This window comes from Amycolatopsis sp. NPDC005003, from assembly GCF_053600695.1.
Genome location: NZ_JBSGAI010000002.1, coordinates 123,064 through 148,734, shown reverse-complemented (window position 1 = coordinate 148,734; position 25,671 = coordinate 123,064). Strand labels below are relative to the sequence as shown.

The window sequence follows — 25,671 nt, the reverse complement described above, 5'->3', positions numbered from 1 at the left end:
AGCTGGTATCCAGAATCCCTTTATTCTGGTACTGGAGGTTCCAGGGTGGGCACCGAACTGGGCGCGTTCCTGCGCAGCCGCCGCGAGCGGCTGGCCCCGGCCGACGCCGGCTTGCCCGCCACCGGCCGCCGCCGGACCCCCGGGCTGCGCCGCGAGGAACTCGCCCTGCTCGCGGGCATCAGCGCCACCTGGCTCACCTACCTCGAGCAGGGCCGCGACGTGCGCCCCTCCGGCCAGGTGCTCGACGCCTTGGCCCGGGCCCTGCGGCTGACCGGCGCCGAGCAGGAGCACCTGCACCGCCTCGCCGGCGGCGCGGCGGCGCCCGGGGAAAGCGTGGGCGAAGAAGCCGCGCCCGAGGTCGCGGGCGTCCCGGCACTGCTGGGCGAGAACCCCGCGTACGTCACCGGCATCTGCTACGACGTCCTCGCGCTCAACGACGCCGCCGAGGAACTCTTCCGGGGCATCGGGCGCGGGGGCAACGTCGTACGCTGGCTGTTCACCGAGGCGGCCGCGCGCGAGGTGGTGGTCGACTGGGAGCAGGAAGCGCGCGCGGTGCTGGCCCGGCTGCGGGCGATCGCCGGGCGGCACCCGGGCCACCCGCGCGTCACCCGGCTCGTGGCCGAGCTGACCGAAGCCAGCCCCGAGGTGCGCGAGTGGTGGCCGCACTACGACATCCAGTTCAGCCACGCCGGCCACAAGCGCCTCCGGCACCCCCGGCTGGGCCCGATCACCGTGCCGCACGCCGCGTTCCACGTCGCCGAGCGGCCCGAACAGACCCTGGTGGTCTACCACCTAGTGACGTCGTGACCGCAGCGTCTCGATGACGTCGTCGTCCCAGCGGTGGGTGCGGATCAGCCGGTACCGCTCCGCCGCCACCCACATGTACGCCTCGGCGTCCGTCCGGTCGCCGATCAGCCCCGCCTGCCGGAGCATCCCCACCACCGGGACGAACTCCTCGTCGAACCAGCGCTGCGCCACGCTCGCGCGGTCGCAGAACCTGCCTTCGTCCTGCATCAACCGGAAGCCCCACGCCTCGACGTGCTCGCCCAGCTTCGCGTAGTCCCACGGGTCCGACACGATCACCGACGCGCGCGCGTGGCCGGTCAGCGGGACGCGCTCCAGGAACAGCCGCCGGTAGTCCTTGACGATCAGGTCGCCGCGGTGGCGGATGCCGCTCGGGTCCAGTTTGGTGCGGACCACCGTCACCATGGCCTCTATTGTGGACAGTCCCTGGGCGAGCGCCACCGAGACGCGGTGGTGGCCGTCGATGATGAAGTGCAGCTCGCCGACCCGGTAGACCTCGATCGGCGGGATCTCCTCGCCGCGGCGGGCGGCGAGGGCCAGGCGCTCCCAGCGTTCGCGGACCCGCGCCGACGTCGGGCGGAAGCGGCGGTCGAAGTCGCGGCTGCGGTCGACCGTGCCGACGATCGACTCCAGCTTGATCACCCGCAGCCCGATCCGGTGCTCGCCGAGGTAGCCGAGCGCCTCCACCACCTCGTGGAACGGCAGCATGATGTTGACGTCGTCGGGTTCGCGGCGCAGCCACGTCGAAAGCCGCGAGAGCACCTGGGCCCGGCGGGCGCGGAGGAAGTCGTTCTCCGCGTCGGCGCGGGGGAAGCCGGTCTCTTTCATCAGAACTCCATGATCCGGTGGCCCACCACGTTGCGGATCCGGGTCGTGCCGACCACCCGGTCCGGTACCGGCTCGCCGTGGGGGTGGATGTGCCCGTGCAGCAGCCACTTCGGGCGGAGCGCTTCGATCGTCCGGTGCAGGCACGCGAACCCGCGGTGCGGCGGGTCGTCGCGGTCGCCCAGGTGCAGCGGCGGCGAATGCGTCAGCAGGACGTCGACGTCGCGCCCGTCGCGCCACCGCCGGAAGCGGGCGCGCCGGACCAGCCCGCGGGCCCGCCGGGCCTGCTGGCGCTGCGTCCACTGGTTCGGCCCGTCGTTGTAGCGGATCGAGCCGCCGAGCCCGGCGAACCGCAGGCCGGCGACGTCGACGAGCCGGCCGTCGGCGTTGATGCCGCCGGCCGGGCCGGGCCAGACCGTGGGGAAACCGTCCTTCATGGACAGCCCGCCGTAGCGCGTGTAGCCGCTCAGGTCCGGGTCGTGGTTGCCGGGCACGAACACGCACGGCACGTCGAGCGCGCTCGCCAGGAACGCGAGGTAGTCGTAGGGCAGGTCACCGGCGCCGATGACCAGGTCGACGGAGACGGCGCGGACCGCGTCGGTCCACAACCGCTCGTCGACCTCGTCGGAGACGACCAGCGCTTTCGGCATGCGCCCAGGATAGGACGCTCCGCCGTTATTTCATCCCGTGCGCGAACCCGGGGTCGGCGACGATGACGAAGGTGATCACGACGATCCACAGCACACTGAGCGCGAGCGCCCAGAACTTGAGGTTGGACAGCATGCGAGGCATCACGAACTCTCCGAATACGGTGGGGAAGAAAAGGGGACCTAGAGCCAGCCGTTCTTCCGGAATATTCGGTACAGCAACAGGCAGATCGCCAGGATCACGCTGATCACCAGCGGGTACCCGAACTTCCAGTGCAGTTCGGGCAGGTAGTCGAAGTTCATCCCGTAGATGCCCGCGATCATCGTCGGCACGGTGATGATCGCCGCCCACGACGTGATCTTGCGCATATCGGTGTTCTGCTGCAGGGAAATCTTCGCGACGGTCGCGTCGACCAGGGTGGACAGCAGTTCGTCGAACGCCGCCACCCGTTCGGACACCGTCGTGAGGTGGTCGGCGACGTCGCGGAAGTACGAGCGGACGTCGTCGGGCACCAGCCGCGTGTAGCCCTCGGCCAGGCGCTGGATCGGCGTGGCCAGCGGCATCACCGCGCGCCGCAGCTCGAGGACTTCCCGCTTCATCAGGTAGATCTGCTCGGCGCTGACCTGCGAGCGGGGCGCGAAGACCTGCGCCTCCATGACGTCGATGTCATTCTCGATCCGGCCCGTGACGTCGAGGTAGTGGTCGACGACGTGGTCGGCGATCGCGTGCACGACCGCGGACGGGCCCAGCTGCAGCCGCTCCGGGTCGTCGTCCAGCTCGCGGCGCAGCCGGGCCAGCCCCGAGTGGTTCCCGTGCCGGACCGTGATCACGAAGTCGCGGCCGAGGAACACCATCAGCTCGCCGGTCTCGACGATCTCGTTCGCCGTGGTGGGGGACTCGTGTTCGACGTACCGGACGGTTTTGACCACCAGGAACAGCGTGTCGTCGTAGCGCTCCAGCTTCGGCCGCTGGTGCGCTTCGAGCGCGTCCTCGACCGCCAGCTCGTGCAGCCCGAACGTGTCCGCGACGCCCTGGATCTGCTGGGCGTCCGGCTCGTGCAGGCCGATCCAGACGAACCCCTCGTGCCGCTTCCGGACCTCCTTGATGGCCTCGGAGTGGGTCCAGCGGCCGGGCAGGCGTTCACCGGCGACGTAGACCGCGCAGTCGACGACGTACGCGGACAGCGGCACCGGGACCGGGCGCACGGGAACGGTGCCCTTGTTGCCGCGGCCGCGCAGGCCGCCGAGCGAGGGAATGGCAGGCATGGGATCTCCTGGTGTCGTGCGTGGTCGTGCGAGACGACGGACCAGGGGCGGAAAGGCGTCCGCCCGGCGACACACCAGCGTTCCCGGGGAGAGAAGGCCTACCAGGAGATGAGCCGGCCGGCCGGTGAGGTGGGAACGCTGGGACTACTAGGGAGCGGACTATCGCCACTACTCATCGAGTTCCTCACCTCCTTCGGGCCGGGGGCAACAGTGGCGGGGCTCGCGTTGACGCGCGAACACCGATGGTTGAGGGTACTCCTCACTACGGATGCGTGTCGTACCAGCCTCACGCGGTGTTACGCGACAGGAGATGACGAGTGCAGTTCGGTCGGTACTACGAGGAGTTCGAGGTCGGTGCGGTCTACAAGCACTGGCCGGGCAAAACGGTCACCGAATACGACGACCACCTGTTCTGCCTGCTCACCATGAACCACCACCCGCTGCACCTGGACGCGCACTACGCCGAGGAGACCACCGACTTCGGCAAGAACGTCGTGGTCGGGAACTACGTCTACTCGCTGCTGCTGGGCATGTCGGTGCCGGACGTCTCCGGCAAGGCGATCGCGAACCTCGAGGTGGAATCGCTCAAGCACGTGAAGCCGACCTTCCACGGCGACACGATCTACGGCGAGACCGAGGTGCTCGACAAGACGCCGTCGAAGTCCAAGGACGACCGCGGCGTGGTGTACGTCGAGACGCGCGGCTACAAGCAGGACGGCCTGATCGTGTGCACCTTCCGGCGGAAGGTGATGGTGCCGAAGCGCTCGTACGGGGAGACTCGGGGCGGGGAGCAGCCGGGCCGGCCGGTGCCGCACGAATGAGGCTTTGATGGACCTGGACGGGATCAAGGGGATACTCCGCACGTTCGCGGAAGTCGAGGCCCGCGGGGTCTCGCCGCTGTACGAGCACCTGGCGCTGCAGGCGGCCGCGGACGACGACGTCGCCGGCCTGCTGGCGTCGGCCCGCGACGGCGAGGTGCGCGGCACGCTGCTGATGGCGGTCGCGCACCGGCTCGTGCAGGCCGACCCGATCCACCCGCTTTCGCGCTACTACCCGTCCCTGGGCGGCTTCGACGGGGTGGACTCCGACACGTGGCCGTTGTTCCGGTCGTTCCTGCTGGAGCGCGCTTCGAAGGCGCGGGAGCTGATCGCTTCGCGGTACACGCAGACGAACGAGGTCCGGCGGGCGGCGCTGCTGTACCCGGGTGTGGCGCGGGCGGCTCGCGAGGCGGGCGGGAAGGTCTCGCTGCTGGAGGTCGGCTGCAGCGCGGGGCTGCTGCTGGGGCTGGACCGCTTCGGCTACCGCTACCAGTGCGACGGCGGCGACCAGCTGACGGCGGGCCCGGCGAAGGCCGCGGTCGGGCTGCACTGCGCGCTGGACCTGGCGCCGGGGGCGGTGGTGCCGAAGCTGCCGAAGAAGCTCACGCTGCTGGATCGCGCGGGCCTGGACCGGGCCCCGGTGGACCTGTCGGACGAGGACGAGCTGGCCTGGCTGGAGGCGTGCGTCTGGGCGGACCAGCCGGACCGCATCAGGCTGCTCCGCACGGCGGCGGCCGAGCAGGCCAAGCACCGCCCGCGGCTGATCACCGGCGACGGCGTCGACGACCTGGCCTCGGCGGCGGGGTCGCTGGACGGGCCGTTGGTGGTGCTGACGAGCCACGTCCTGGGGTACTTCTCGGCTGCTCGGCGGTCCGCGTTCGTTGCCGAGCTCGCTTCGCTGGCCGCTTCGCGGCCGGTGTGGTGGGTTTCGGAGGAGTTCTACGGGGCGGGGCTCGAGGAGGTGCTGCCGGGCCGCGACGACCTTTCGGGCGCCGACGGGCTCGCGACGCTGGGCGTCGTGCGGTGGGAGGACGGGAAGGCCGAGGCGCACGCTTTGGCGCGGACCGCGCCGCACGGACAGCGGATGACGTGGTTGCCGCTGTAGTCAGGCCCTCGGCAGGGCGTTCCAGTCACGCAACGTCACGTAAAGGAGGTCCACCAGCGCTCCGGCGGCCTCCAACCCGGTAAGGTCTGCCGCATCGGACCAACGCACCTCCGACGCATCATCACCAGCCGTGAGTTTTCCGCCCTCGACCTCGCAGGCGTAGTCGAAGATCTCGTACCGCCCCCGCCGGACCGAACCCACCAGTGTGCCGGGAATCACGTCGAGCCCGGTCTCCTCGAAAAGCTCCCGGATCACGGCTTCTTTGTCCGTTTCGCCCGGTTCGACTCGGCCACCCGGCAGCGACCATTGCCCCGAACCGGGGTCGTTCCGGCGCCGGATGAGCAGCAAACGGCCGTACGGGTCGAACGCGATCCCGCCGACACAGCGGACTGTGGTGCCGGTCAAGCCCTCCATGTCCCGAAGGGTAGACGTAACCGAGTTGAAAACGGATGTCCTGTACACGGAGAGTAGCCGTACGGTACACTTCGGACCGCGTGCTGACCCAAGCGCGGGACTTTCCTCCCGCGTGCCTGTTCAGTGCGGTACAACGTAAAAACTGCTGTTGTCCGGTGTCACCGTAAGAGACGGGATTTGATCGCGGTGAACGTGAAGAAGATTGCGGGCCTCGCCGGTATCGCGTTGGTGCTGTTCTTCGTCATCGCCCAGCCTGGGCAGGCCGCCGGCCTCGTCGGCAACATCATCGACTTCCTCCGTAGCTCGGCCGAATCGGTGATCACCTTCGTCAGCAACGTGTTCAAGGGCTGATCGCGGGGTTACCCTCGAACCATGTTCGCGCCACGCGACCCCGACGAGTACCTCCTCGACACCGAGCGGCGGGTCATCCGGATCCGCCGCCACTGGGCGGTGCTCCTGTGGGACACCTTCGAGGCGGCCGCGCTGCTGGCCGTCTGCGTGCTGGTGTCCTACCTGCTGCCGCCGGCGCTGTACATCGGCCAGAACATCCTCTGGTACGTCGCGCTGCTCGTCGTCCTGCGGTTCGCCTACGTGGTGATGGAGTGGTGGGTCGAGCGCCTGGTGGTCACCGACAAGCGGTTCGTCATGACCACCGGGGTGTTCACCACCAAGGTGCTGATGATGCCGATCAGCAAGGTCACCGACCTCAGCTACGTCCGCACGGCCACCGGCCGCATGATGGGCTACGGCACGATGGTGGTCGAGTCCGCCGGTCAGATCCAGGCGCTGAACAAGATCGACTTCCTGCCGCGGCCCGAAGAGTTCTACGACACGATCTCGGAGCTGGTCTTCGGCGACAAGCAGAAGCAGGCCGAACGCTTCTCGATGATCAAGGCCCAGCGGGCCGCGCGGGGCAAGAAGCCGGTCGGCTGAGAGTCCCGCTTCGCGTGTGACCCAGCGCATCGTCGAGAATGGACACGATGCGCATCGACCTGCACGCCCACTCCACCGCTTCCGACGGCACCGACACGCCGGCCGGGCTCGTCGCCGCCGCCGCGAAAGCCGGGCTCGACGTCGTCGCGATCACCGACCACGACACCACCGCGGGCTGGGCGCCCGCCTCAGAAGCGGTGTCACCAGGCCTGACGCTCGTGCCCGGCGCCGAGCTCTCCACGGTGTCTATCGACCCGGAGACGGGCCGGCAGATCAGCGTCCACCTGCTCGCCTACCTCTTCGACCCGACGTCCGAGCCGATCGTCACCGAGCAGACCCGGCTGCGGCTCGAGCGCCGCACCCGGCTGCGGCGGATGGCCGAGCGGATGGCCGCCGACGGCCTCCCGATCGACGCCGACGAGATCTTCGGCCTGCTGCCCGAGGACTCCCCGCCGGGGCGGCCCCACCTCGCCCAGGCGCTGGTCCGGGCCGGGCTGGTCAAGTCCGTCGACGAGGCCTTCGCCGACTACCTCAGCCCTCGCCGCGGCTACTACGTCGCCCGGCGCGACACGCCGGTCGAGGAAGCCATCGACATGATCGCCGCGGCCGGCGGCGTCACGGTCGTCGCGCACCCCTTCGCCTTCAGCCGCGGCGCCACGATCAGCGAGGAGACCCTCGCCGGGCTGGCCGCGCGCGGGCTCACCGGCGTCGAGGCCGACCACCCCAACCACGACGCGCCGACGCGGGCCCGCACCCGCGAGCTGGCCGGCGAGCTCGGCCTGCTCGTCACCGGATCCAGCGACTACCACGGCACGAACAAGACGATCAAACTCGGCGAGTGCACCACCGATCCCGGGCAGTTCGAGGAACTCGCTTCGCGCGCCACGGGGTTCCAGGTCGTGAAGGGCTGACATGGCGCTCGCCGACGTCTTCGACGCGAAGCTCTTCATGAGTGCGACGATCACCTTGATCGTCATCATGGACCCGCCCGGCACCGTGCCGGTGTTCCTCAGCCTCGTCGGCCGCAAGCCGATGGCGACCCGGGCGCGCGCCGCCCGGCAGGCCGTCCTGGTGTCGCTGCTGGTCATCAGCCTGTTCGCGATCGCGGGCCAGGCGATCCTGGCCTACCTCGGCATCGGCATCCCGGCGCTGCAGGGCGCGGGCGGGCTGCTGCTCCTGCTGATCGCGCTGCAGCTGCTCACCAGCAACGGCCACGAAACCGAGACGGCGGTCGAGGACGTCAACGTCGCCCTCGTGCCCCTCGGCACGCCGCTGCTGGCCGGGCCTGGCGCGATCGCCGCGACCATCGTGTTCGTCCGGCAGGCCGAAGGGCGCGTCGGCGCGTACATCGCCCTGGCGCTGGCCATCGTCACCGTGCACTTCGTGATCTACCTCTGCATGCGCTACTCCGGCCTGGTCATCCGGCTGATCAAGGAAAGCGGCATCACGCTGCTGGCCAAGGTGGCCGGCCTGCTGCTCGCGGCCATCGCCGTCGAGCTCGTCGCGAACTCGGTCCGCGGGTTCATCTCCGGCGCCGGCTGAACCGGCCACCCGGGTTGTCCTGCCGGACAGGATCCGCCCCGGTCGTTGACATCGTTGGCACCGCTCCCGCAGCCTGAAGCTCAGCTCAGCGTTTGAAACGATTCAACGCCATGCGGGAGGCCTCGATGAAGTGGCTCAGAGCAGTCCTGCCGGTCACGGTGCTGATGGCGAGCGGTGTGGTCGCCGCGCCCGCCGGCGCCGCGCCGGGCTGGCAGCAGTACGTCGTCGCACCGGCGAGCCGGGACGTCCGGCCGGTGAAGGTGCTGTCGACCACCGGAGACGTCACGAACCCGAACGGCCTGCTCGGGCGCGGCGTGGCGACGTTCAAGCGGCAGGCGCCGCCGCCGAAGCCGGTGTGGCCCGCGGGCACCACCGCGGCCGCGTCGTCGTTCCACGCGCCGAACAACGGCGGGAACGGCCAGCCCCGGACCTACGACCCCGGCAACGCCGTCGACGGCAACCCCGAGACGTTCTGGAACGACGACACGATCGGCGCGTATCCCGACGTCCTGACGATCACCGCCGCCGCGCCGGTGGCGCTGCCCGGTGTCACCGTGCTGTCCAATGTGGACGGCGTACCGCAGGACTTCACGGTCGAGGTGCTGGACGCGGGCACGTGGCGGGTGGCCGCCACGGTCGGCGGCAACACGGCCGTGCAGCGCGCGGTCACCTTCGACCGGCCGGTGACCACCGCGCAGGTCCGGATCACCGTGACCAAGGACCAGAACACCCCGTCGGGCGAGTTCAGCCGGGTCGCCGAGGTGTGGCCCGGCGTGGTCGCCGACCCGCCGGTGCCGACCGCCGTCGTCGACTTCGGCAAGGTCGTCGCCGGGTACCCGAAGATCGCCTTCGCGGGCGCGTCGGCGAACCGGCCGGGTGTCCGGCTCTCGTTCTCGGAGACCCGGCAGTACCTGGGCGAACGCTCCGACTTCACCCGCTCGGACTTCTCCGGCGGGCCGGGCACCGACCAGTACGCCGTGCCCGCGACGCCGACGGTGTGGCGCGACACGAAGGGCTGCGCGTCGGGCACGCAGTTGTGTGCGGACGGGCTGCACGGCTTCCGCTACCTGCGGATCAGCCTCGACGCGCTGGCGTCGGACGCGCCGCTCGCCCAGCCGTCCGGTGAGGTGCGCATCAGCGGCGTCTCGCTCGACTTCACGCCGTTCCTCGGCACGCCGTCGACCTACCGCGGCTGGTTCGAGTCGTCCGACGAAGAGCTGAATCGCTACTGGTACGCGGCGTCCTACACGAACGAGCTGGGCATGGACACCTTCCGCGAGTCCGATGTGGACCCGCGCGGCGCGTTCTCGCCGTCGCTGGACGGGAAGCTGGTGCTGCACGACGGCGCGAAGCGCGACCGTGACCCGTACGTCGGCGACGTCGCGGTCTCCGGCCTGACGCAGTACCTGACGCACCAGGACGGCACGGCGGCTCGGAACGTCCTCGCCGATCTGGCCGACCACCAGCGCGCGGACGGCTGGATCCCGCCCGCGTCGATCAACAACTACACGCTGCCGCTGTTCGACTATCCGCTCTGGTGGGTGACGTCGAGCTGGGACTACGTGCTCTACACGGGCGACACCGCGTACGCGGCTTCGTACTACTCGCACCTCGTGAAGACGCTCGACAACTGGTATCCGTCGGTGACCGATTCGCGCGGGTTGCTCGCGAAGGGGCTCAACGGCACGGGCGGCTACGGCGACTACGCGTTCCTGCCGCGTACGGGCGAAGTGACGTACTACAACGCGTTGTACGTCCGGGCGCTTCAGGGCGCCGCAGGCTTGGCGCGGGCGACGGGGCACCCGGCCGACGCGGGCCGGTGGCTTTCGCGCGCCTCGACCGTCTCCGCCGCAGTGAATGCCTATTTGTGGGATCCGGCGGCGGGCGCGTACCTCGACTCGGCGACGGGCGCGGTGCGGCACGGCCAGGACGGCAACAGCCAGGCCGTTCTGGCGGGCATCGCGTCTCCCGCCCAGGCCACTTCGGCGCTGGTGCGGCTCGCGGCGGGCGCGTTGCCGTACGGGAACCCGTTCATGGACAACGACACTCTCGTCTCGGATGGCACGAAGCGCGTGTACGCGTTCACGTCGTTCCCGGAGCTGCAGGCGCGGTTCCGGACCGGGCAGACGGCGTCCGCGATCGACCAGATCAAGCGGATGTACGGCTGGATGGCCACGCACGACCCGGGTATCACGGCGTGGGAGGGCATCGGCGAGGGCGGCTCGCACTACGAGCAGGGCTACACCTCGGCGGCGCACGGCTGGTCGACCGGGGTCGTACCGGCGCTGACGAACGAGCTGCTGGGCGTCTCGCCGACGTCGCCGGGCTTCGCGACCTGGACGGTTTCGCCGCACCCGGGCTCGGTTTCCTGGGCGCGAGGAGCGGTGCCGACACCGAAGGGCGAGTTGTCGGCTTCGTGGTCTCAGCAGGGTTCGGTGTTCTCGCTGACGGTTTCGGCGCCTCGGGGGACTTCGGGGTCGCTGGTGGTGCCTTCGGGGCGTTTGGTGTTGCTGGACGGGCGTGCGGTGCGAGGCGGCTCGTTGACCGTTTCCGGGGGCACGCACACGGTCCTCGTCGTGCGCTGACCGGGCTTTCCGCGCGGGGCGGCCTCGTCCCGCGCGGAAAGTGGCTGTGACATCCGGGGCTTCGCCCCGGGTCGGGGGCTCCGCCACCCGAACCCCCGGAAAAATTGTCGGTGGTAGTGCGTAGCGTGGGCAAGGTGAAGGAGCAGATGGGCTTCGACTTCGGCGTCGCGCAACCGGTTCGGCTCACGAAGGTCTCGCCGGCGCGGCTGGCGACCTTCGACGACTGCCCGCGCCGGTACCGCCTCGCGTACCTCGAACGGCCGACCCCGCAGCGCACCGGGCCGTGGGCGCACAGCACGCTCGGGGCGGTGGTGCACAACGCGCTGCGGGCGTTGTTCGACCTGCCGGTGCTCAAGCGGGTGCCGCAGCGGGCGGTCGCGCTGGTGGCCGAGTTCTGGAAGGACGCGGGCTTCGAAAGCGAGGAGCAGGCGGCGCGGTACCGGGCGCGCGCCAAGGGGTGGGTGGCGGAGTACGTTGAGGACAACGACGTCTCGCATGACCCGGTGGGGCTGGAGCGCTGGGTGTCGGCGCCGGTCGCCGGCACGCCGGGGGAGCGGCCGTCGATGATCATCGAGGGCCGCGCGGACCGGATCGACGCGCGGGACGGCGAGCTGGTGATCGTCGACTACAAGACGGGCCGCCGTCCGCCGGACGAGTACGAGGCCCGGGCGTCGCAAGCGCTGGCGCTGTACGCGGTGGCGGCGGCGCGGACGTTGCGGATGCCGTGCACCACGGTGGAGCTGCACCACCTGCCGACGGGCACGATCGCGGCGGCGGAGCACACACCGGAGAGCCTGCAGCGCCATCTGCAACGCGCGGAAGAGACCGCCGGAGACCTGCGCCTGGCCACGGATACCCTGGACGCGGGCGGCGACGGGGACGTGCTGTTCCCGGCCCGCCCGGACCGGCGGTGCGCCTGGTGCGACTTCAGGCCGAGCTGCGCGGCGGGCCAGGAGGCGGCCCCGCAGGCGCAGCCGTGGGACCTGCTCGCGCCCTGAACGGGAGGGAACGTGGCTTCACCGGACACCGACGAACTGGCGACCGTCCCGCTGCCCACCGGTGCCCCGGAGGACGCAACGGCGCAGACCGCGCCGCAGCAGCGCGTCGACCCTGAGCGGATCGAGCCTGCGGAGGTCTCTCCGGACCCCGAGACGGTCGCCCCGGCCGAGCCTGCCCGGCAGGGCGGGCGCTGGTGGCGCGGGCTCACCGGCTCGCTGGCGGCCGGGCTCACCGTGCTCGCGGTCGGGGTGCTGGTGGTGGCGGGCGGCTGCCTGTTCACCGGCGCGCCCGGCCCCGGCGTGACCCTGCTGGTCGGTCACCCCGTCGCGGCGGCGCTGGCCCTGGTGGCCCAGCGGGTCGCCGACCGCCGCAACGGTCCCGCGGCCGTGGGCGCGGGCGTGGCGGTGGTGCTGTTCACGGTCTCCGCGCTGACCATGTTCTGGCTCGCCTGATCGTCCGACCGGAACCCCGATCTCGCCTGATCGAAGCCGGAACTCGCGGGAGCCGAGCCGGCTACTTCAGGGCGGTGAGGGTGGGGCCGCGCTGTTCCAGCAGCACCGGGCCGGCCACGCCCAGCCGGATCGGCCCCGGGTAGCCGCGGCGCTCGACTCCCACCGTGCGGATCGTTGATCCGTCGTTCTCGTTCAGCACCGCCAGGCCGCCCTTGATCGGGACCACCAGTTGCTGGGCGAACGTGACTCCCGGGCCCAGTGCGCTGCTCAACGTCCAGCGCGGCGAAAGGTCGTCGCGGGACAGGGCCAGCACCTTCGACCCGCTGAACCAGTACACGTTCGCCGCCGTCTGGGTGGTCGCCTCGGCGCCCGACGGCGGGTCGGCCGCCAGATCGCCCGCCGGGACGTCCAGCGGGTACGCCGCTCGCTGGGTGCCGTCGCCGTTGTACGTCACCAGGAGCTTCTGGTCCGGGAGGACCACCGCCGTCAGGTCGCCCGACATCGCGATCACGCGGGCTCGCTTGCCCGCCAGCACCGAACTGAAGCTGACCTGCGGCTCGTCGTCCTTCTCCGGCGCCGCCTTGTACACCGTCAGCCGGTCGGCCGGGTCGCCCGGGCAGCGCTCGATCACGCCGATCTTGCCCGACGCCGCCGCGACCGTGCCGTACGTGCAGCCGGTGCGGGGCTGCTTGCCCGCGTTGACCAGCGCCGGGACCTGGCCGTACTCGGCGCTCTGCACCAGGTCGTCGCGCCAGGTCGTGAGGAGCGTCTTGCCCGTCGCCGTGACGTGGGAGCCGTCGTCGACCAGCTGGGTGCCCAGCTCCGCGTTGCCGTTGCGCTGCGCGGTGATCCGGCCCGTGCCCGGGTCCAGCTGCGTGACCTCGCTGCAGTTGCGGCTCTTGTGGTAGACGGCGTTCAACCGCCCCCACACCGTGTCCAGCGTGCACAACGGCAGGTCACGCGTGTAGTGCCAGCGGATCTGCCCGGTCAGCGGGTCACGCGCGGCGACCTCGCCGCCGTTCGCGGTGGCCACCGAATCGCCGGCCACGACCGGGACCGGCGTCGCGCCGCTGGGGGCGCTCCAGATCTCGGAGAGGGATCCCGGCACCTTGTCCGGGGGCGCGGGCAACGCCGGGGGCGCCGCGGCCTCGGTCCGGTCCGTGGCCGCGCTGTCGCTCGTCGTGCCGATGACCAGCGCCACGGCGACCACCGCCACCGCGATCAGTGCGGCGATCGCCCGGTCCCGCCCGCGGTTCCACGGCGACCGCCGTGCCTTGACCCGCGGGGCGGCCGGGGCGGGAGCGACGTCCTCCAGGACGTCTTCGGAGCCGTACTCGGGGGCCGGTGCGGCCGCGGGCGTGACCTCTTCAGGCGCGCTTTCGGGCGCCTTCTCGTCTTCGCTCACTTACCCGACCCCCGTGCGTAGGCCTCAGTCTGCCGACGCAGGTGTATCAGACGTCGCGGCCGGGCGGCGACGGCGGCGCCGTCGAGCCGGGCGCTCGGCGTTCTCGCCCGCCTCCTTTTCGACGGCCGGGCCGGTCGTCTCGGGGGCGTTGCCGCTGCGGGTGCGGCGGCGGCTGCGGGTGCGGCCCTCCGACGAAGCAGGAGCCTCTTCCGAAGAAGCCGCGGCGGCGGCGTTGTCGGCGGCCTCGATCGCCTCGGCCGCCCGCGAGCCACCGCGGGTGCGCTTGCGCGGGGCCCGGGTGCGCTTGCGCGGCGCGTCGTCCTCCGAAGCGGCCTCGCCGGCCCGGCCACGGCCACGGCCGCGCTTCTTGCCGCCCAGGTCCTCTTCCTCCTCGGCGGCCAGGCCCGCGCGGGTGCGGTTGGCCAGCGGCAGCCGGCCCTTCGTGCCCTCGGGGATGCCCAGGTCCTCGAACAGGTGCGGCGACGACGAGTACGTCTCCACCGGCTCCGGCTTGTCGAGGCCCAGGGTGTCCGAAATCAGCTTCCAGCGCGGCTCTTCGTCCCAGTCGACGAGGGTGACAGCGACGCCGGTCCGGCCCGCGCGGCCGGTGCGGCCGATGCGGTGGACGTAGGTCTTCTCGTCGTCCGGGCACTGGTAGTTGATCACGTGCGTGACGTCGTCGATGTCGATGCCGCGGGCGGCGACGTCGGTGGCGACCAGCACGTCGACCTTGCCCGAGCGGAACGCGCGCAGCGCCTGCTCGCGGGCGCCCTGGCCCAGGTCGCCGTGCACGGCGGCGGCCGCGAAGCCGCGCTCGACCAGGTCGTCGGCCACCTTCTGCGCGGTGCGCTTGGTGCGGCTGAAGATCATCGTCAGGCCGCGGCCTTCGGCCTGCAGCACGCGGGCGATGACCTCGGGCTTGTCCATCGAGTGCGCCCGGTAGACGAACTGGGTGGTGCGCTCGTGGATCGCGCTCGCGTCGTTCTCTTCGGCGCGGATATGCGTGGGCTGGCGCAGGAACGTGCGGGCCAGCGTGATGATCGGGCCGGGCATGGTGGCCGAGAACAGCATCGTCTGCCGCTCGTCCGGCACCATCCGGAGGATGCGCTCGATGTCGGGCAGGAAGCCCAGGTCGAGCATCTCGTCGGCCTCGTCGAGCACCAGCCCGCGGACCTTGCCCAGCACCAGGTGCTGCTGCTCGGCCAGGTCGAGCAGGCGGCCGGGGGTGCCGATCACGACGTCGACGCCCTTGCGGAGCGCCTCGATCTGCGGCTCGTACGGGCGGCCGCCGTATATGGCCAGCGTCCGGATGCCCAGGTGCTTGCCGGCGCCCTTGAGGTCGTTCGCGACCTGGATGCACAGCTCACGGGTCGGCACCACGACCAGTACCTGCGGGGTGCCGTCGCCGGGCACCTGCACGCGGTGCAGCAGCGGGACGCCGAAGCCGAGGGTCTTGCCCATGCCGGTGCGGGCCTGGCCGATGAGGTCGTCGCCGGCCATGGCCAGCGGGAGCGTCAGCGCCTGGATGGCGAACGTGCGCTCGATGCCGGCCTCGCCGAGGGCCTTGACGATCTCCGGCTTGACGCCGAAGGACGCGAAGGTCGGGGCCTCGGGCTCGACCTCGACGCCCGCCTGCAGCGGGTGCGACGTGTCGAGCGCGGCCGGGCCGGTCTCGCTGTGTTCCAGCGCGACGGCGGGGGTCTGTTCGGTTGTGGGAATTTCTGCGGTCAGGGTGATCGCCTCTCTCGTGACCAGCGCGCACAGCCGTGGGTCCGCTCGACACTCGACCGGGAGTAAACCCTGGTCCCTGGCGCTGCTGAGGAGCGCGGAACCGGTCCGCCCCGGGAATGCCGGAAGAGGCGTGCACGCACATTGCAGTACGTCGGCAGGCCACGTGACCCGCCTGTTTCCCGACGCCGGTATGGCGTACGGAAGCTCGATATCGTGTGCCAGTGTACCTGGTCAGCAGTTTTTCGACAGTACCCGGCGCGCCGGAACCAGTGGGATCGGTCTCGTCCCGGCACGCCCGGGGGCTTCGGCGATACCCTGCCCCCGTGACCGAGCCGAAAGAGATCTCCGAAGGCGTAGTCGACCTTCTGGGTGTGATCGCCTACCTCGAACTGTCCGCGTTCGACCGGCTGGCGGAGGACGCGCGCAGCGCGCCCACGCTGACCGGGCGCGCCGCGCTGGCGACCATGGCGGCCGCCGAGATCGGTCACTACGGCCTGCTCGCCCAGCACCTGGCCGCCCAGGACGTCAAGGTCGAAGACGCCATGGCGCCGTTCGTCGCCCAGGTCGACGCCTGGCACGCTTCGACGCCCCCGAAGTCGTACCTGGAGTCGCTGGTCAAGGCCTACGTCGGCGACGGCCTGGCCGCGGACCTCTACCGGGAGATCGCCAGCTGGCTCGACCCGGAGACCAAGGACCTGGTGCTGACCGTGCTGGCCGACACCGGCCACTCGGCCTTCGCCGAACGCGAGGTCGCGGCCGGCATCGAGGCCGACCCGAAGACCCGCGACAAGCTCGCCCTGTGGGGCCGCCGCCTGCTCGGCGAGGCCCTGACCCAGGCCCAGTACGTCGTCGCCGAGCGCGACGGGCTGGCCGAGCTCATCATCAACGGCTCGGGCGACCTCTCCGGAATCGCGGCGCTGTTCCGGCGGTTGCAACAGGGGCACACGAAGCGCATGCAGGCGCTCGGCCTGGGCTGAACCCGATGGAGTACCCGGAAGTGACGACGCGGTCGGGCGCGGACATGCGCCACCGGAACGAGCCGGTTCGGTTAGCCTTGGCCGGCACATCCCTTACGAATTTCCAGCGGAGGTCCCACGTGGAGGTCAAGATCGGCATCAAGGACACGCCGCGCGAGCTGGTGGTGTCCAGTGGCCAGTCTCCCGAAGAGGTGGAGAAGCTGGTCGCCGAGGCCCTGACGGCCGGTGACGGGCTCTTCCGCATCAACGACGAAAAGGGACGCAAGTACATCGTCCCGTCCGACCGCATCGCGTACGTCGAGATCGCCCCCTCGGACGTCCGCAAGGTCGGCTTCGGCGTCGGCGACTGACTCGGTCCCAGCGGGAAGGCCGCCCTCCGGGGTGGCCTTCCCGGTTTCACCGGATTGTGGCGTTTTCCTTGGAGTGTCGCTTTTCCGCCGCCTAGCTTCGCCCGGTGACCACTCTCGAACCGGCCGCCGTCGCGGATCTCGTGCGGAACACTCTCGCCGCGCACAAGTCGTTGTTCCTCGCCACCTCGGGCAGCACCGGGCCGTGGGTCGGCGGAGTCTACTTCGCCGAGACCGGCGAATTCACCCTCAACCTCGTCCTCGAAGACCGCGGCCGCACGCTGGCCGCCGTCCGGGAGAACCCGGTGGTCTCGGTCGTGGTTTCGACCGGCTCGCCGATGCAGCCGTTCCTGCAGGCCCAGGCGTCGGCCGAGGTTCTCGGCGGTGCCGAAGACGCGCGGGTGCGCGAACTGCTCGTCGCCAAGGTGCCCGAGGCCGCGCCCTTCCTGGCCGCGCCGGTCACGGCCGTGCGGCTGACCGTGGGGAAGTGGCGGGCCACGGACATCGCGAACGGCGTCCTGCCCGGTGTCGAACTGCCGGGGCCCCGCCTGTCCTAGGCGTTCAGCTCTTCGAGGGTCGTGGGCACGTGGAACGGTGGCGTGCTCGTGCCCGTGATCCGGTACCGGCCCCACGGGTCCGGATCCGAAAGCTCCCCGGTGGCCGAATGCGAGCCCGCCCGGATGGTGACGGCCTGCTTCTTGCCGCCTGCCAGGCGGGTCAGCTCTTCGTTCACCGACACCCGGCCGTACCAGCGGTAATAGCCGTCGATCGGCTGGAAGTAGCCGCGCAGTTCGACCGTCACGGGCAGCGATACGCCGTCGACCACCAGGGTCGCCTCGCCGCGGTAGCCGTCTTCGTCGTGCTCGTGCTCGCTCATGAGGTTTCCTCCAGCGACTCCGGGGCGCGGCCCAGCTGGACCACCTTGTTGGCTTCCAGGGGCTGGTTCGGGTCGATGACCACGCCGTTCTGGCGGGTCAGCCCGTCGATCGCCGCCCAGATGATCTGCGTCAGGTACTCGACGACCGCGTCGCGGCTCATCGAGCGGCGGTCCAGCCACCACTCGCCGGTGTTCTGGACCATGCCGACGATGCCGTGCGCCCACGGCTCGGCCGCGCCGGAGTCCATGTTGAACATCCGCATGTAGTCGCCGAGCAGTGCGGTCAGCGCCGTCGCGATGAGCTCCTTGTCCTCGGCGACGACGTCCGACGACACCGGCTTCTCCGGCCGCCCGTGCGCCAGCAGCCGGTACAGGTTCGGGTGCTCCTCGATCACGGTGAAGAACGCGTCGAGGGCCATCCGGATCCGCGGGACCGGCGCCAGTTCGGCGTTGATCGCCGGGATCAGCCGCTCGAAGAGGATTTCCGTGCCGCGCTGGCCGAGGGCCACGTACAGGTCGGCCTTGTCGTCGAAGTGCCGGTACAGCACCGGTTTCGTGACGCCGGCCTCCGCGGCGACGTCCTCCATGCCGAGGTCCGGGCCGTGCGTGTCGAGCGCCCGCAGCGCGGCCTCGACGAACTCCTTGCGCCGGGCGATCCGGTGCTTGCGCCAGCGGTCGCGCCGGGCGTCGCCGGTCGCTTCGTCGTCGCGGGAGGACTTGCCGGCCTGCTTGCCTGAGCGCTTGACACGTTCGATCACGGGGGTCATGCTACGCACAGGTAACTGTTACCTCAAGTTACACGTCGCGGAAGGGGTGTCGGCAATGACGCGGACGCTGAAGGAACCGGATCGCGAGAAGACCGCGGACCGCCTGCTGAAGTCGTCGGCGAACAAGTTCTACGACCCCGACGTCGACATCGACTGGACCGCGCCGCTGGTCGAGGGCAAGCGGTTCATCCTCGAAGAGCGCTCCTCGCTCTACGGCACCGAACTCTGGGAGAAGCTGACTCCCGAGCAGCGCATCGAGCTGGGCAAACACGAGGTCGCGAGCGTCGCCACGACCGGTTTGTGGTTCGAAATCCTCCTGATGCAGATGCTGCTCAAGGAGGTCTACGAAGAGGACCCGACGTCCGCGCACGCCCAGTTCGCGCTCACCGAAATCGCCGACGAATGCCGGCACTCGACGATGTTCGCGCGGATGGCCGCGCGGATCGGCTGCCCGGCTTACGGCCCGGTGCCGTGGCTGCGGCGCCTGGCGAAGCTCATGCCGACCATCTCCTACGGCCCCGCGCGCTACGGCGCGATCCTGGTCGCCGAGGAGGTCCTGGACCGGCTGCAGCGCGAGCAGATGAACGACGAAGGCGTCCAGCCGCTGGTCCGGATGGTCAACCGGATCCACGTCCTCGAAGAAGCCCGGCACGTCACCTTCGCGCGCGAAGAGGTCACGCGCGGGATGGCGAAGCTGTCGAAGGCCGAGATCGCCTACCAGCAGTTCATCATCGCGGTGATTTCCTACTTCGTGACGCGGGCGTTCATCAACCCGGACGTCTACAAGGCGGTCGGCATCCGGCCGCGCGACGGCGTCGAGGCGGCGCTGACCAACCCGCACTGGCAGGGCACGATCGCGTGGGCGGGGGAGAAGATCATGCCGTTCCTCGAGGAGTCGGGCCTGGTCGGGCTGCCCGGGAAGTACTTCTGGCGCAAGTCGTTCCTGCTCCCGGCGGGCCGATGACCGCCGTCCTCTCGCCCGGGCCGCGGTTCGTGGCGAGTGACGGCGCCGCGCTCAACATCGTGCCGTCGGGGCCGGCCGATTCCGCGGTCACGCTGGTTCTCGTGCACGGCTGGACACAGGACCACCGGACGTGGGACTTCGTCCTGCCGCACCTCGACCCCGGCGTGCGCGTCCTGCGCTACGACCTGCGCGGCCACGGCGGCTCGGCGCCCGCCCGGCCCGGCGGGGCCACGATCGCCCGGCTGGCCGACGACCTCGCCGAGCTGATCGCCGACCGGGTGCCGGAAGGGCCGCTGGTCCTGGCCGGGCATTCGATGGGCGGCATGACGCTGATGGTGCTCGCCGAACGGCACCCGGAGCTGGTGGCCGACCGGCTGGCGGGCGCGGCGTTCGTGGCGACGTCGTCCGGCGACATGGACAAGCTGACCCTCGGCTTCCCCGGGCTGGTGGGCCGGAGCGTGACGCGCTTCGAGCCGCGGGTGGCGAAGGTGCTGGCCGGACTCAGGAGTGACACGCTGCGGCTGCGGCCGGGAATGGTCCGCTCGGGCGCCCGGCGGCTGGTGTTCGGCGTCCGTCCGGGGCGCGAGCAGGTGGACAGCGTCGTCGAGCAGCTGCTGTGCGCGCACCCGGCGAGTGCGGGGATGTTCCTGGACGCGATCGCGGCCCACCGGGGCGTCGGCGGGCTCGGCGCGCTGTGCGACGTCCCGTCGGTGGTACTGGCCGGGGAAAAGGACCGGCTTTGCCCGCTGGCGCACGCGAAGGTGATCGCGGACGAGCTGCCGCACGCGGAGTTCGTCCGGTTCCCGGGCGCCGGGCACATGCTCCCGCAGGAACGCCCCTATGAGGTCGCCCGCCGGATTTCGGCGCTGGTACGGGTAGCCGCCTCGCGTTGAGCTATGGACTGACTGGTGAGTTCAGGTTGAACTCACCAGTTAGTACATCGCCTCTGTGAACTATCTGGTTAGTCCGCAGGACTAACCAGATAGTTCACCACCCGCGAGCCCCGGGCCGGCCGCTCAGGAGTCCTTGAGCGGGAAGCCGCCGCCGATGCCGCGCCAGGCGAGGTTGGCCGTCAGGGCCACCGCTTCCTCGCGGCTCATCGACTGGTGGTGCGCCAGCCAGAACCGGGCGCTGACCTGGCTCATCCCGACCAGCCCGACGGCCAGCAGCCGCGCCTTGTCCTCGTCGAGGCCGGCGTCCGCGGTGATCGTCTCGGTGATCGCGTCCACGCTCGCCGACGTCGCCCGGTCGACCGCTTCCTGCACCGCCGGCTCGCCACGCAGGTCGGACTCGAACACCATCCGGAACGCGCCCGCGTCGTTGCTGACGAAGTCGAAGAACGCGCCGACCGTCGCCGGGACGCGCTGCTTGTTCTCCGTCGTCGAGTCCAGGGCGTTCTGCACGCGCTTGACCAGCTCGTCGACGTGGCTCTCCAGCAGCGCGATGTACAGATCGAGCTTGCCGGGGAAGTGCTGGTACAGCACGGGCTTCGAGACGCCCGCGACCTCGGCGATCTCGTCCATCGCGGCGGCGTGGTAACCGTTCTCGGCGAAGACCCGCTGCGCCGCGGCGAGGAGCTGAGCCCGGCGCTCGGTCCGGGGCAGCCGCACCCCACGTTGCTGCAGCCGCGTCATCTCCGTCATGCTCATCCTCCCGTCATCGCTTCTTCGACGGGCGGGGTCGCCACCGCGTGAAGTCGCCCTGAAGATTACTCGCCGGTACGTGTGCCGCGCCAAGGGTCGGGCATTCTGGACCCGTGGACACCCCCGTGCAGGCCCGGTCGCCGCTGACCCACGTGCCGCTCTCGACCAGGGCCTTGCCGTCGCTCGACCCGGTCCCGCCACCCTGGCCGGCGGCGTTCGAAGAGGTCGGCACCGCGCGCCTGCACGTCCGCCGCACCCCCGGTCCGGACGGCGTGCCTGCGGTCTACGTGCACGGCCTCGGCGGCTCGTCGACGAACTGGACCGATCTGGCCGCGCTGCTCGCGCCGGTCGCCGGGGGCACCGCGATCGACCTGCCCGGGTTCGGCTACTCCGAGCCGGAAGAGGGCTTCGACTTCACGCTCCAGGCGCACGCGGACGTCGTCGTCAGGCACATCGAGGCCATCGGCGGGCCGGTGCACCTGTTCGGCAACTCCATGGGCGGCGCCATCGCGCTGCTGGTCGCGGCGCAGAAACCCGAACTCGTGCAGACGCTCACGCTCATCTCGCCGGCCGTGCCGGACCTGCGGCTCGACCCGCGGCGGCTCTCGGACCCGCGGATGGCGTTCGCCTACCTGCCGCTGGTCGGCGCGCGGGTGCGGGCCCAGCTGGCCGCGCTCGGGCCGCGGGAACGCGCCGCGCAGGTCATCAAGCTGTGCTTCGCCGACCCGTCGCGGTTCCCCGAGAGCCGCCTCGACGAGCTGACCGAGGAGCACGGCGCCCGCGCCGGGTTCGCCTGGGCCGCGCCCGCGATGGCGCGCAGCACGTTCGCCATCTTCCGGGCCTGGTCGACGCTCGGGAAGGCGTCGCTGTGGTCGGTGGCCCCGCTCGTCAAGGCGCCGACCCTGGTCGTCTGGGGGCGGGAAGACCGCGTCATCTCGGTGAAACGCGCGGTGCGGACCGCCCGGGCGATCCCGCGGGCCCGGCTGCTCGTGCTCCCGCGCACCGGGCACGTGGCCCAGATGGAGCGCCCGGTGGTCGTCGCGAAGGCCGTGCTGGGCATGTGGGAGCACGTTGAAGCGGGCACCTGGTAGCCCGATCGGGTGCCGTCGAGTTCACTCGATGATCCGCCAGTCGCCGATAACGGTTCGGTGGCGCTGTGGCACCCTGGTGCGGTGGACCGGGTGAAGCACGACGCGCGAGGCGAAGATCGGCGGGCGCCCCACCGCGCGTCGGTTCGCCGGACGCCGGACGCCGAGGACCACCCGCGCACCGGGCAGTACCGCCCGTCGAAGGCGCCGGCCCAGCGCGTCGAGGAGGATCGCTACCGCCCGGGCGGCCGTCGGACCAGTGCCGAGCCGCTGAGCGCCTCCTGGAAGCCGGACGTGCCGGTCGCGCGGGAGAAGGAGAACCCGCCGCCGAAGTCCGGGGTGGCGAAGCTCACCAAGACCTACGGCTGGCGCGTCTACGCCCTGCCGATCCTGGTGGTGCTGACCGTGCTCGTCGTGGTCAACACCGCCAACAGCCCGGCCCAGCCGATCGCCGAGCAGGGCCCGGGTGCCACCCGGCCCGGCGTCGAGTCGGCGGGCGGGGACTCCTCCGGCGGCGCGATCGACGGCAACGGCGAGCAGCCCATCCCGGAGAACCCGGCCACCCCGGTCGACCTCAAGGTGCCGACCGCGGACCTGCCCGACGGCGGCCCGTTCACCCAGGCGGGCGCCGGCCAGTGGCACGTCGTCCCGGGCAGCGGCCCGCAGATCGGCACCGGGAAGCTGTACACCTACACCATCGAGGTCGAGGACGGGATCGACCCGTCGAGCTACGCCGGTGACGACGCCTTCGCCGCGGCCGTCCAGGGCACGCTGTCGGACCCGAAGAAGGGGTGGACCTGGGACGGCAAGATCGCGTTCCAGCGGGTGGACGGCACCTTCCCGAACCCGTCGTTCAGGGTGAGCCTCACCACGCCGGAGACCACCCACCGGCCGGACGCCTGCGGCTTCCAGATCAAGTTCGAGGCGTCCTGCTACCGCAAGAGCCTCGGCCGGGTGCTGATCAACCTGGCCCGCTGGGTGCGGGGTGCCAAGGCCTACGGGCCCGACATGACCGGGTACCGGCAGTACGCCATCAACCACGAGGTCGGGCACGCCCTGGGCAACCAGCACGTCGGCTGCGGCGGCAACGACCAGCCGGCGCCGGTGATGATGCAGCAGTCCTTCGGCGTCAACGACGACTACGTGGCGATGCTCAACGACATCCCCGGCGGCGACAAGGGCAAGGTGGCCAAGGACGGCCGCATCTGCAAGACCAACTCCTGGCCCAACCCCACCCCGCAGTGACGTCCGGGGCGCCGCCACCCGGACCCCGGAAAAGGCTGCGTCCCACCAGCTGGACGCGGGAAGGCATATTTGCCCGCGGGCGTTGTGCATAGTGGGATGGACGCGATACGCGCGCGAGATGGAGGACCCATGTCTGCACTGCCGCCGCTCGTCGAGCCGGCTGCCGAGCTCACCAAGGAAGAGGTGGCCCGGTACAGCCGTCACCTGATCATCCCGGACGTCGGGGTGAACGGGCAGAAGCGGCTGAAGAACGCCAAGGTCCTGGTGATCGGGGCCGGCGGCCTCGGCAGCCCCGCGCTGCTGTACCTGGCCGCCGCCGGGGTCGGCACGCTCGGCATCGTCGACTTCGACGTCGTGGACGAGTCGAACCTGCAGCGCCAGGTCATCCACGGCCAGTCCGACGTCGGCAAGCTCAAGGCCGCGTCCGCGCAGGAGTCGATCGCGGAGATCAACCCGCTGGTCAAGGTGCACCTGCACACCGACCGGCTCGACTCCTCGAACGCGCTGGAGATCTTCGAGCAGTACGACCTGATCGTCGACGGCACCGACAACTTCGCCACGCGCTACCTGGTCAACGACGCCGCGGTGCTGCTGGGCAAGCCGTACGTCTGGGGCTCCATCTTCCGGTTCGAGGGCCAGGTCAGCGTGTTCTGGGAGGACGCGCCGAACGGCAAGGGCCTCAACTACCGCGACCTCTACCCGGAGCCGCCGCCCCCGGGCATGGTCCCCTCCTGCGCCGAGGGTGGCGTGCTGGGCGTGCTGTGCGCGTCCATCGGCTCGATCATGGTGACCGAGGCGATCAAGCTCATCACCGGCATCGGCGAGCCGCTGCTCGGCCGCCTGATCAGCTACGACGCGCTGGAGATGAAGTACCGCGAGGTCAAGATCCGCAAGGACCCGGACACCCCGAAGATCACCGAGCTGATCGACTACGAGGCGTTCTGCGGTGTCGTTTCGGACGAGGCGGCTTCGGCGGCGTCGGGCAGCACGATCACCCCGGCCGAGCTCAAGGCCAAGTTCGACAGCGGCGAGAACTTCGCGCTGATCGACGTCCGCGAGCCGCACGAGTACGAGATCGTCAACATCAAGGGCGCGACGCTGATCCCGAAGGACCGGATCCTCTCCGGTGAGGCGCTGGCCGAGCTGCCGCAGGACAAGCCGATCGTGCTGCACTGCAAGTCGGGTGCCCGGTCCGCCGAGGCGCTGGCCGCCCTGCACGCGGCCGGCTTCAAGGACGCGACGCACCTCGGCGGCGGCGTGCTCGCCTGGGCCAAGCAGATCGACCCGAGCCTGCCGACCTACTGACAGTGGGTGTTTTACCCGGCCGGGAAACCGTGTGTGAGCAGCGCGTCTTCTCATTCGTGGAACACCCGGCCGGGTAACGTCACGCCCGTGCGGTCAACCCTCGAACGTCCCCCGGCGCACGTCTGCGCGGCCTTCGGCGGCCCCGCCGAAGGCGGCGAACGCCTGCCGGACTCGACGGCGTGGCGCTGCGGCGACCTCGTGCTCAAGCCGGTCACCGACAAGGCCAGGACGTTGTGGACAGCGCACGCGCTCGACTACGTCCGCGAGCCGGGGCTGAGGGTGGGGAAGCCGGTCCGTTCGACGGACGGCCGCTGGATCGTCGGCGGCTGGACGGCGTCGCGGTTCGTCCCCGGCACACCGGAACACCGCGGCGACGCATCGGTGCTGGCGGCGGTGAAGCTGCACCGGGCCACGATCGGCCTGCCGCGGCCGGACTTCCTCGACGCCCGCACCGACGTCGACGCGGTGGCCGACCGAGTCGCCTGGGAGGAACTCGAGGTCCCCCTGGAGGAGACGAAGGGCGGCCGCTGGTTCGAGGTCCTCGCCCCCGCCCGCCGCCCGATCCGGCTTCCGTCGCAGGTGGCCCACGGCGAGCTGCTGGCGGGCTTGCTCTTCGACGGCGATGCCGGCCCCGGCCTGGTCGACTTCGTGCCGTACTACCGCCCGGGCGAGTACGGGGCGGCAATCGTCGCGGTGGACGCGCTCGCCTGGGGCGGCGCGGGCCGCGACCTGCTGGAGCGCTGGGCCCACCTGCCGGAGTGGCCCCAGCTCCTGCTCCGCGCGGTGTTGTTCCGGCTGGCATCGAACGCACTGAACCCGAGGTCGACGCAGGCTTCTTTGGACGGCCTGCGCGCGGCAGCCCGCGAGGTCTCGGGCGTCTTGTAGTCGGCACGGGCAGCAACGAGCAGCGGCTGTTCCGAACCACTTGTGAC

28 protein-coding genes are annotated in these 25,671 nt (G+C 70.9%); 19 read left to right on the top strand and 9 right to left on the bottom strand.

What is annotated here, in order from left to right:
- The first annotated feature begins 45 nt into the window (after positions 1-45).
- A complete protein-coding gene (locus tag ACWED2_RS03065) occupies positions 46-807 on the top strand; it encodes a helix-turn-helix transcriptional regulator (protein ID WP_449688763.1) in 762 nt (253 codons plus the stop codon).
- Here the strand turns inward: ACWED2_RS03065 and ACWED2_RS03060 are convergent.
- From ACWED2_RS03060 to corA, 3 genes are all read right to left on the bottom strand, one after another.
- The gene (locus ACWED2_RS03060; protein ID WP_449688762.1) at positions 793-1,632 is read right to left on the bottom strand and encodes a chromosome partitioning protein ParB; all 840 of its coding nucleotides are present in this window, start codon (positions 1,630-1,632) and stop codon (positions 793-795) included. The genes ACWED2_RS03065 and ACWED2_RS03060 overlap by 15 nt on opposite strands.
- Entirely contained in the window at positions 1,632-2,279 is a 648-nt protein-coding gene (locus ACWED2_RS03055) for a metallophosphoesterase family protein (protein ID WP_449688761.1), read from the bottom strand. The genes ACWED2_RS03060 and ACWED2_RS03055 overlap by 1 nt, the downstream gene beginning before the upstream one ends.
- 180 nt (positions 2,280-2,459) lie before the next feature.
- A complete protein-coding gene (gene corA, locus ACWED2_RS03050) occupies positions 2,460-3,542 on the bottom strand; it encodes a magnesium/cobalt transporter CorA (RefSeq protein ID WP_449688760.1) in 1,083 nt (360 codons plus the stop codon).
- A 317-nt stretch (positions 3,543-3,859) separates the two neighbouring features.
- Here corA and ACWED2_RS03045 point away from each other — a divergent pair, with 317 nt between their 5' ends.
- A complete protein-coding gene (locus ACWED2_RS03045; protein ID WP_449688759.1) occupies positions 3,860-4,363 on the top strand; it encodes a MaoC family dehydratase in 504 nt (167 codons plus the stop codon).
- A 7-nt stretch (positions 4,364-4,370) separates the two neighbouring features.
- On the top strand, positions 4,371-5,465 hold the full coding sequence (locus ACWED2_RS03040) for a DUF2332 domain-containing protein (RefSeq protein WP_449688758.1): 1,095 nt from the start codon (positions 4,371-4,373) through the stop codon (positions 5,463-5,465).
- On the opposite strand, the gene ACWED2_RS03035 is transcribed toward ACWED2_RS03040, so the two are convergent.
- Positions 5,466-5,879, bottom strand: a complete 414-nt coding sequence (locus tag ACWED2_RS03035; protein WP_449688757.1) for an NUDIX hydrolase — start codon at positions 5,877-5,879, stop codon at positions 5,466-5,468.
- Positions 5,880-6,065: 186 nt separating this feature from the next.
- Between ACWED2_RS03035 and ACWED2_RS03030 the strand changes: the two genes are divergently transcribed.
- The 7 genes from ACWED2_RS03030 (at position 6,066) to ACWED2_RS03000 (ending at position 12,390) form a co-directional block, all read left to right on the top strand.
- Positions 6,066-6,230 carry a hypothetical protein gene (locus ACWED2_RS03030; RefSeq protein ID WP_162146229.1) on the top strand — a complete coding sequence of 55 codons (165 nt, stop codon included), beginning with the start codon at positions 6,066-6,068 and terminating at the stop codon, positions 6,228-6,230.
- A 21-nt stretch (positions 6,231-6,251) separates the two neighbouring features.
- Positions 6,252-6,812, top strand: a complete 561-nt coding sequence (locus ACWED2_RS03025) for a PH domain-containing protein (RefSeq protein ID WP_003095467.1) — start codon at positions 6,252-6,254, stop codon at positions 6,810-6,812.
- A 47-nt stretch (positions 6,813-6,859) separates the two neighbouring features.
- Positions 6,860-7,723 (top strand): PHP domain-containing protein, encoded by an 864-nt coding sequence (locus ACWED2_RS03020; protein ID WP_449688756.1) that lies wholly within the window; start codon positions 6,860-6,862, stop codon positions 7,721-7,723.
- A gap of 1 nt (position 7,724) precedes the next feature.
- A complete protein-coding gene (locus ACWED2_RS03015; RefSeq protein ID WP_449688755.1) occupies positions 7,725-8,354 on the top strand; it encodes a MarC family protein in 630 nt (209 codons plus the stop codon).
- A 125-nt stretch (positions 8,355-8,479) separates the two neighbouring features.
- The gene (locus ACWED2_RS03010; protein WP_449688754.1) at positions 8,480-10,939 is read left to right on the top strand and encodes an alpha-L-rhamnosidase-related protein; all 2,460 of its coding nucleotides are present in this window, start codon (positions 8,480-8,482) and stop codon (positions 10,937-10,939) included.
- Positions 10,940-11,085: 146 nt separating this feature from the next.
- Positions 11,086-11,937: a RecB family exonuclease gene (locus ACWED2_RS03005; protein WP_449688996.1), complete on the top strand. Its 852-nt coding sequence runs from the start codon at positions 11,086-11,088 to the stop codon at positions 11,935-11,937.
- A gap of 12 nt (positions 11,938-11,949) precedes the next feature.
- The gene (locus tag ACWED2_RS03000) at positions 11,950-12,390 is read left to right on the top strand and encodes a hypothetical protein (RefSeq protein WP_449688753.1); all 441 of its coding nucleotides are present in this window, start codon (positions 11,950-11,952) and stop codon (positions 12,388-12,390) included.
- Between the two features lie 61 nt (positions 12,391-12,451).
- On the opposite strand, the gene ACWED2_RS02995 is transcribed toward ACWED2_RS03000, so the two are convergent.
- Positions 12,452-13,795, bottom strand: a complete 1,344-nt coding sequence (locus ACWED2_RS02995) for an Rv3212 family protein (protein WP_449688752.1) — start codon at positions 13,793-13,795, stop codon at positions 12,452-12,454.
- 24 nt (positions 13,796-13,819) lie between these two features.
- The gene (locus tag ACWED2_RS02990; RefSeq protein WP_449688751.1) at positions 13,820-15,295 is read right to left on the bottom strand and encodes a DEAD/DEAH box helicase; all 1,476 of its coding nucleotides are present in this window, start codon (positions 15,293-15,295) and stop codon (positions 13,820-13,822) included.
- Between the two features lie 554 nt (positions 15,296-15,849).
- Here ACWED2_RS02990 and ACWED2_RS02985 point away from each other — a divergent pair.
- From ACWED2_RS02985 to ACWED2_RS02975, 3 genes are all read left to right on the top strand, one after another.
- Positions 15,850-16,503 (top strand): ferritin-like fold-containing protein, encoded by a 654-nt coding sequence (locus ACWED2_RS02985; RefSeq protein WP_449688750.1) that lies wholly within the window; start codon positions 15,850-15,852, stop codon positions 16,501-16,503.
- A gap of 119 nt (positions 16,504-16,622) precedes the next feature.
- A complete protein-coding gene (locus tag ACWED2_RS02980) occupies positions 16,623-16,853 on the top strand; it encodes a DUF3107 domain-containing protein (RefSeq protein ID WP_013223016.1) in 231 nt (76 codons plus the stop codon).
- 104 nt (positions 16,854-16,957) lie between these two features.
- Positions 16,958-17,407 (top strand): pyridoxamine 5'-phosphate oxidase family protein, encoded by a 450-nt coding sequence (locus ACWED2_RS02975; protein ID WP_449688749.1) that lies wholly within the window; start codon positions 16,958-16,960, stop codon positions 17,405-17,407.
- On the opposite strand, the gene ACWED2_RS02970 is transcribed toward ACWED2_RS02975, so the two are convergent.
- Together ACWED2_RS02970 and ACWED2_RS02965 are read right to left on the bottom strand one after the other, a co-directional pair.
- Positions 17,404-17,727: a DUF4873 domain-containing protein gene (locus tag ACWED2_RS02970; protein ID WP_449688748.1), complete on the bottom strand. Its 324-nt coding sequence runs from the start codon at positions 17,725-17,727 to the stop codon at positions 17,404-17,406. The two genes, ACWED2_RS02975 and ACWED2_RS02970, sit on opposite strands and share 4 nt — an antisense overlap.
- Positions 17,724-18,494: a TetR/AcrR family transcriptional regulator gene (locus ACWED2_RS02965; RefSeq protein WP_449688747.1), complete on the bottom strand. Its 771-nt coding sequence runs from the start codon at positions 18,492-18,494 to the stop codon at positions 17,724-17,726. The genes ACWED2_RS02970 and ACWED2_RS02965 overlap by 4 nt, the downstream gene beginning before the upstream one ends.
- Positions 18,495-18,549: 55 nt before the next feature.
- Here ACWED2_RS02965 and ACWED2_RS02960 point away from each other — a divergent pair, with 55 nt between their 5' ends.
- Positions 18,550-19,458: an AurF N-oxygenase family protein gene (locus tag ACWED2_RS02960; protein ID WP_449688746.1), complete on the top strand. Its 909-nt coding sequence runs from the start codon at positions 18,550-18,552 to the stop codon at positions 19,456-19,458.
- Positions 19,455-20,351, top strand: a complete 897-nt coding sequence (locus tag ACWED2_RS02955) for an alpha/beta fold hydrolase (protein ID WP_449688745.1) — start codon at positions 19,455-19,457, stop codon at positions 20,349-20,351. The genes ACWED2_RS02960 and ACWED2_RS02955 overlap by 4 nt, the downstream gene beginning before the upstream one ends.
- Before the next feature lie 123 nt (positions 20,352-20,474).
- On the opposite strand, the gene ACWED2_RS02950 is transcribed toward ACWED2_RS02955, so the two are convergent.
- A complete protein-coding gene (locus ACWED2_RS02950) occupies positions 20,475-21,101 on the bottom strand; it encodes a TetR/AcrR family transcriptional regulator (protein WP_003095505.1) in 627 nt (208 codons plus the stop codon).
- Between the two features lie 113 nt (positions 21,102-21,214).
- Between ACWED2_RS02950 and ACWED2_RS02945 the strand changes: the two genes are divergently transcribed.
- The 4 genes from ACWED2_RS02945 (at position 21,215) to ACWED2_RS02930 (ending at position 25,624) form a co-directional block, all read left to right on the top strand.
- Entirely contained in the window at positions 21,215-22,192 is a 978-nt protein-coding gene (locus ACWED2_RS02945) for an alpha/beta fold hydrolase (RefSeq protein ID WP_449688744.1), read from the top strand.
- Positions 22,193-22,273: 81 nt separating this feature from the next.
- Positions 22,274-23,434 (top strand): DUF3152 domain-containing protein, encoded by a 1,161-nt coding sequence (locus ACWED2_RS02940; RefSeq protein ID WP_449688743.1) that lies wholly within the window; start codon positions 22,274-22,276, stop codon positions 23,432-23,434.
- Between the two features lie 129 nt (positions 23,435-23,563).
- Positions 23,564-24,739: an adenylyltransferase/sulfurtransferase MoeZ gene (gene moeZ / locus ACWED2_RS02935; protein WP_206795548.1), complete on the top strand. Its 1,176-nt coding sequence runs from the start codon at positions 23,564-23,566 to the stop codon at positions 24,737-24,739.
- A gap of 87 nt (positions 24,740-24,826) precedes the next feature.
- On the top strand, positions 24,827-25,624 hold the full coding sequence (locus ACWED2_RS02930; protein WP_449688742.1) for a TIGR02569 family protein: 798 nt from the start codon (positions 24,827-24,829) through the stop codon (positions 25,622-25,624).
- The last annotated feature ends 47 nt before the right edge of the window (positions 25,625-25,671 follow it).

Coding starts and splice junctions, on each gene's coding strand:
- ACWED2_RS02990 (WP_449688751.1), bottom strand. CDS start 15,295: ATGGCCGGCGACGACCTCATCGGCCAGGCCCGCACCGGCATGGGCAAG.
- ACWED2_RS03005 (WP_449688996.1), top strand. CDS start 11,086: ATGGGCTTCGACTTCGGCGTCGCGCAACCGGTTCGGCTCACGAAGGTC.
- ACWED2_RS02955 (WP_449688745.1), top strand. CDS start 19,455: ATGACCGCCGTCCTCTCGCCCGGGCCGCGGTTCGTGGCGAGTGACGGC.
- ACWED2_RS03040 (WP_449688758.1), top strand. CDS start 4,371: ATGGACCTGGACGGGATCAAGGGGATACTCCGCACGTTCGCGGAAGTC.
- ACWED2_RS03015 (WP_449688755.1), top strand. CDS start 7,725: ATGGCGCTCGCCGACGTCTTCGACGCGAAGCTCTTCATGAGTGCGACG.
- ACWED2_RS03010 (WP_449688754.1), top strand. CDS start 8,480: ATGAAGTGGCTCAGAGCAGTCCTGCCGGTCACGGTGCTGATGGCGAGC.
- ACWED2_RS02950 (WP_003095505.1), bottom strand. CDS start 21,101: ATGACGGAGATGACGCGGCTGCAGCAACGTGGGGTGCGGCTGCCCCGG.
- ACWED2_RS02970 (WP_449688748.1), bottom strand. CDS start 17,727: ATGAGCGAGCACGAGCACGACGAAGACGGCTACCGCGGCGAGGCGACC.
- ACWED2_RS02965 (WP_449688747.1), bottom strand. CDS start 18,494: ATGACCCCCGTGATCGAACGTGTCAAGCGCTCAGGCAAGCAGGCCGGC.
- ACWED2_RS03035 (WP_449688757.1), bottom strand. CDS start 5,879: ATGGAGGGCTTGACCGGCACCACAGTCCGCTGTGTCGGCGGGATCGCG.
- ACWED2_RS03025 (WP_003095467.1), top strand. CDS start 6,252: ATGTTCGCGCCACGCGACCCCGACGAGTACCTCCTCGACACCGAGCGG.
- ACWED2_RS03020 (WP_449688756.1), top strand. CDS start 6,860: ATGCGCATCGACCTGCACGCCCACTCCACCGCTTCCGACGGCACCGAC.
- ACWED2_RS03060 (WP_449688762.1), bottom strand. CDS start 1,632: ATGAAAGAGACCGGCTTCCCCCGCGCCGACGCGGAGAACGACTTCCTC.
- moeZ (WP_206795548.1), top strand. CDS start 23,564: ATGTCTGCACTGCCGCCGCTCGTCGAGCCGGCTGCCGAGCTCACCAAG.
- corA (WP_449688760.1), bottom strand. CDS start 3,542: ATGCCTGCCATTCCCTCGCTCGGCGGCCTGCGCGGCCGCGGCAACAAG.
- ACWED2_RS02960 (WP_449688746.1), top strand. CDS start 18,550: ATGACGCGGACGCTGAAGGAACCGGATCGCGAGAAGACCGCGGACCGC.
- ACWED2_RS03055 (WP_449688761.1), bottom strand. CDS start 2,279: ATGCCGAAAGCGCTGGTCGTCTCCGACGAGGTCGACGAGCGGTTGTGG.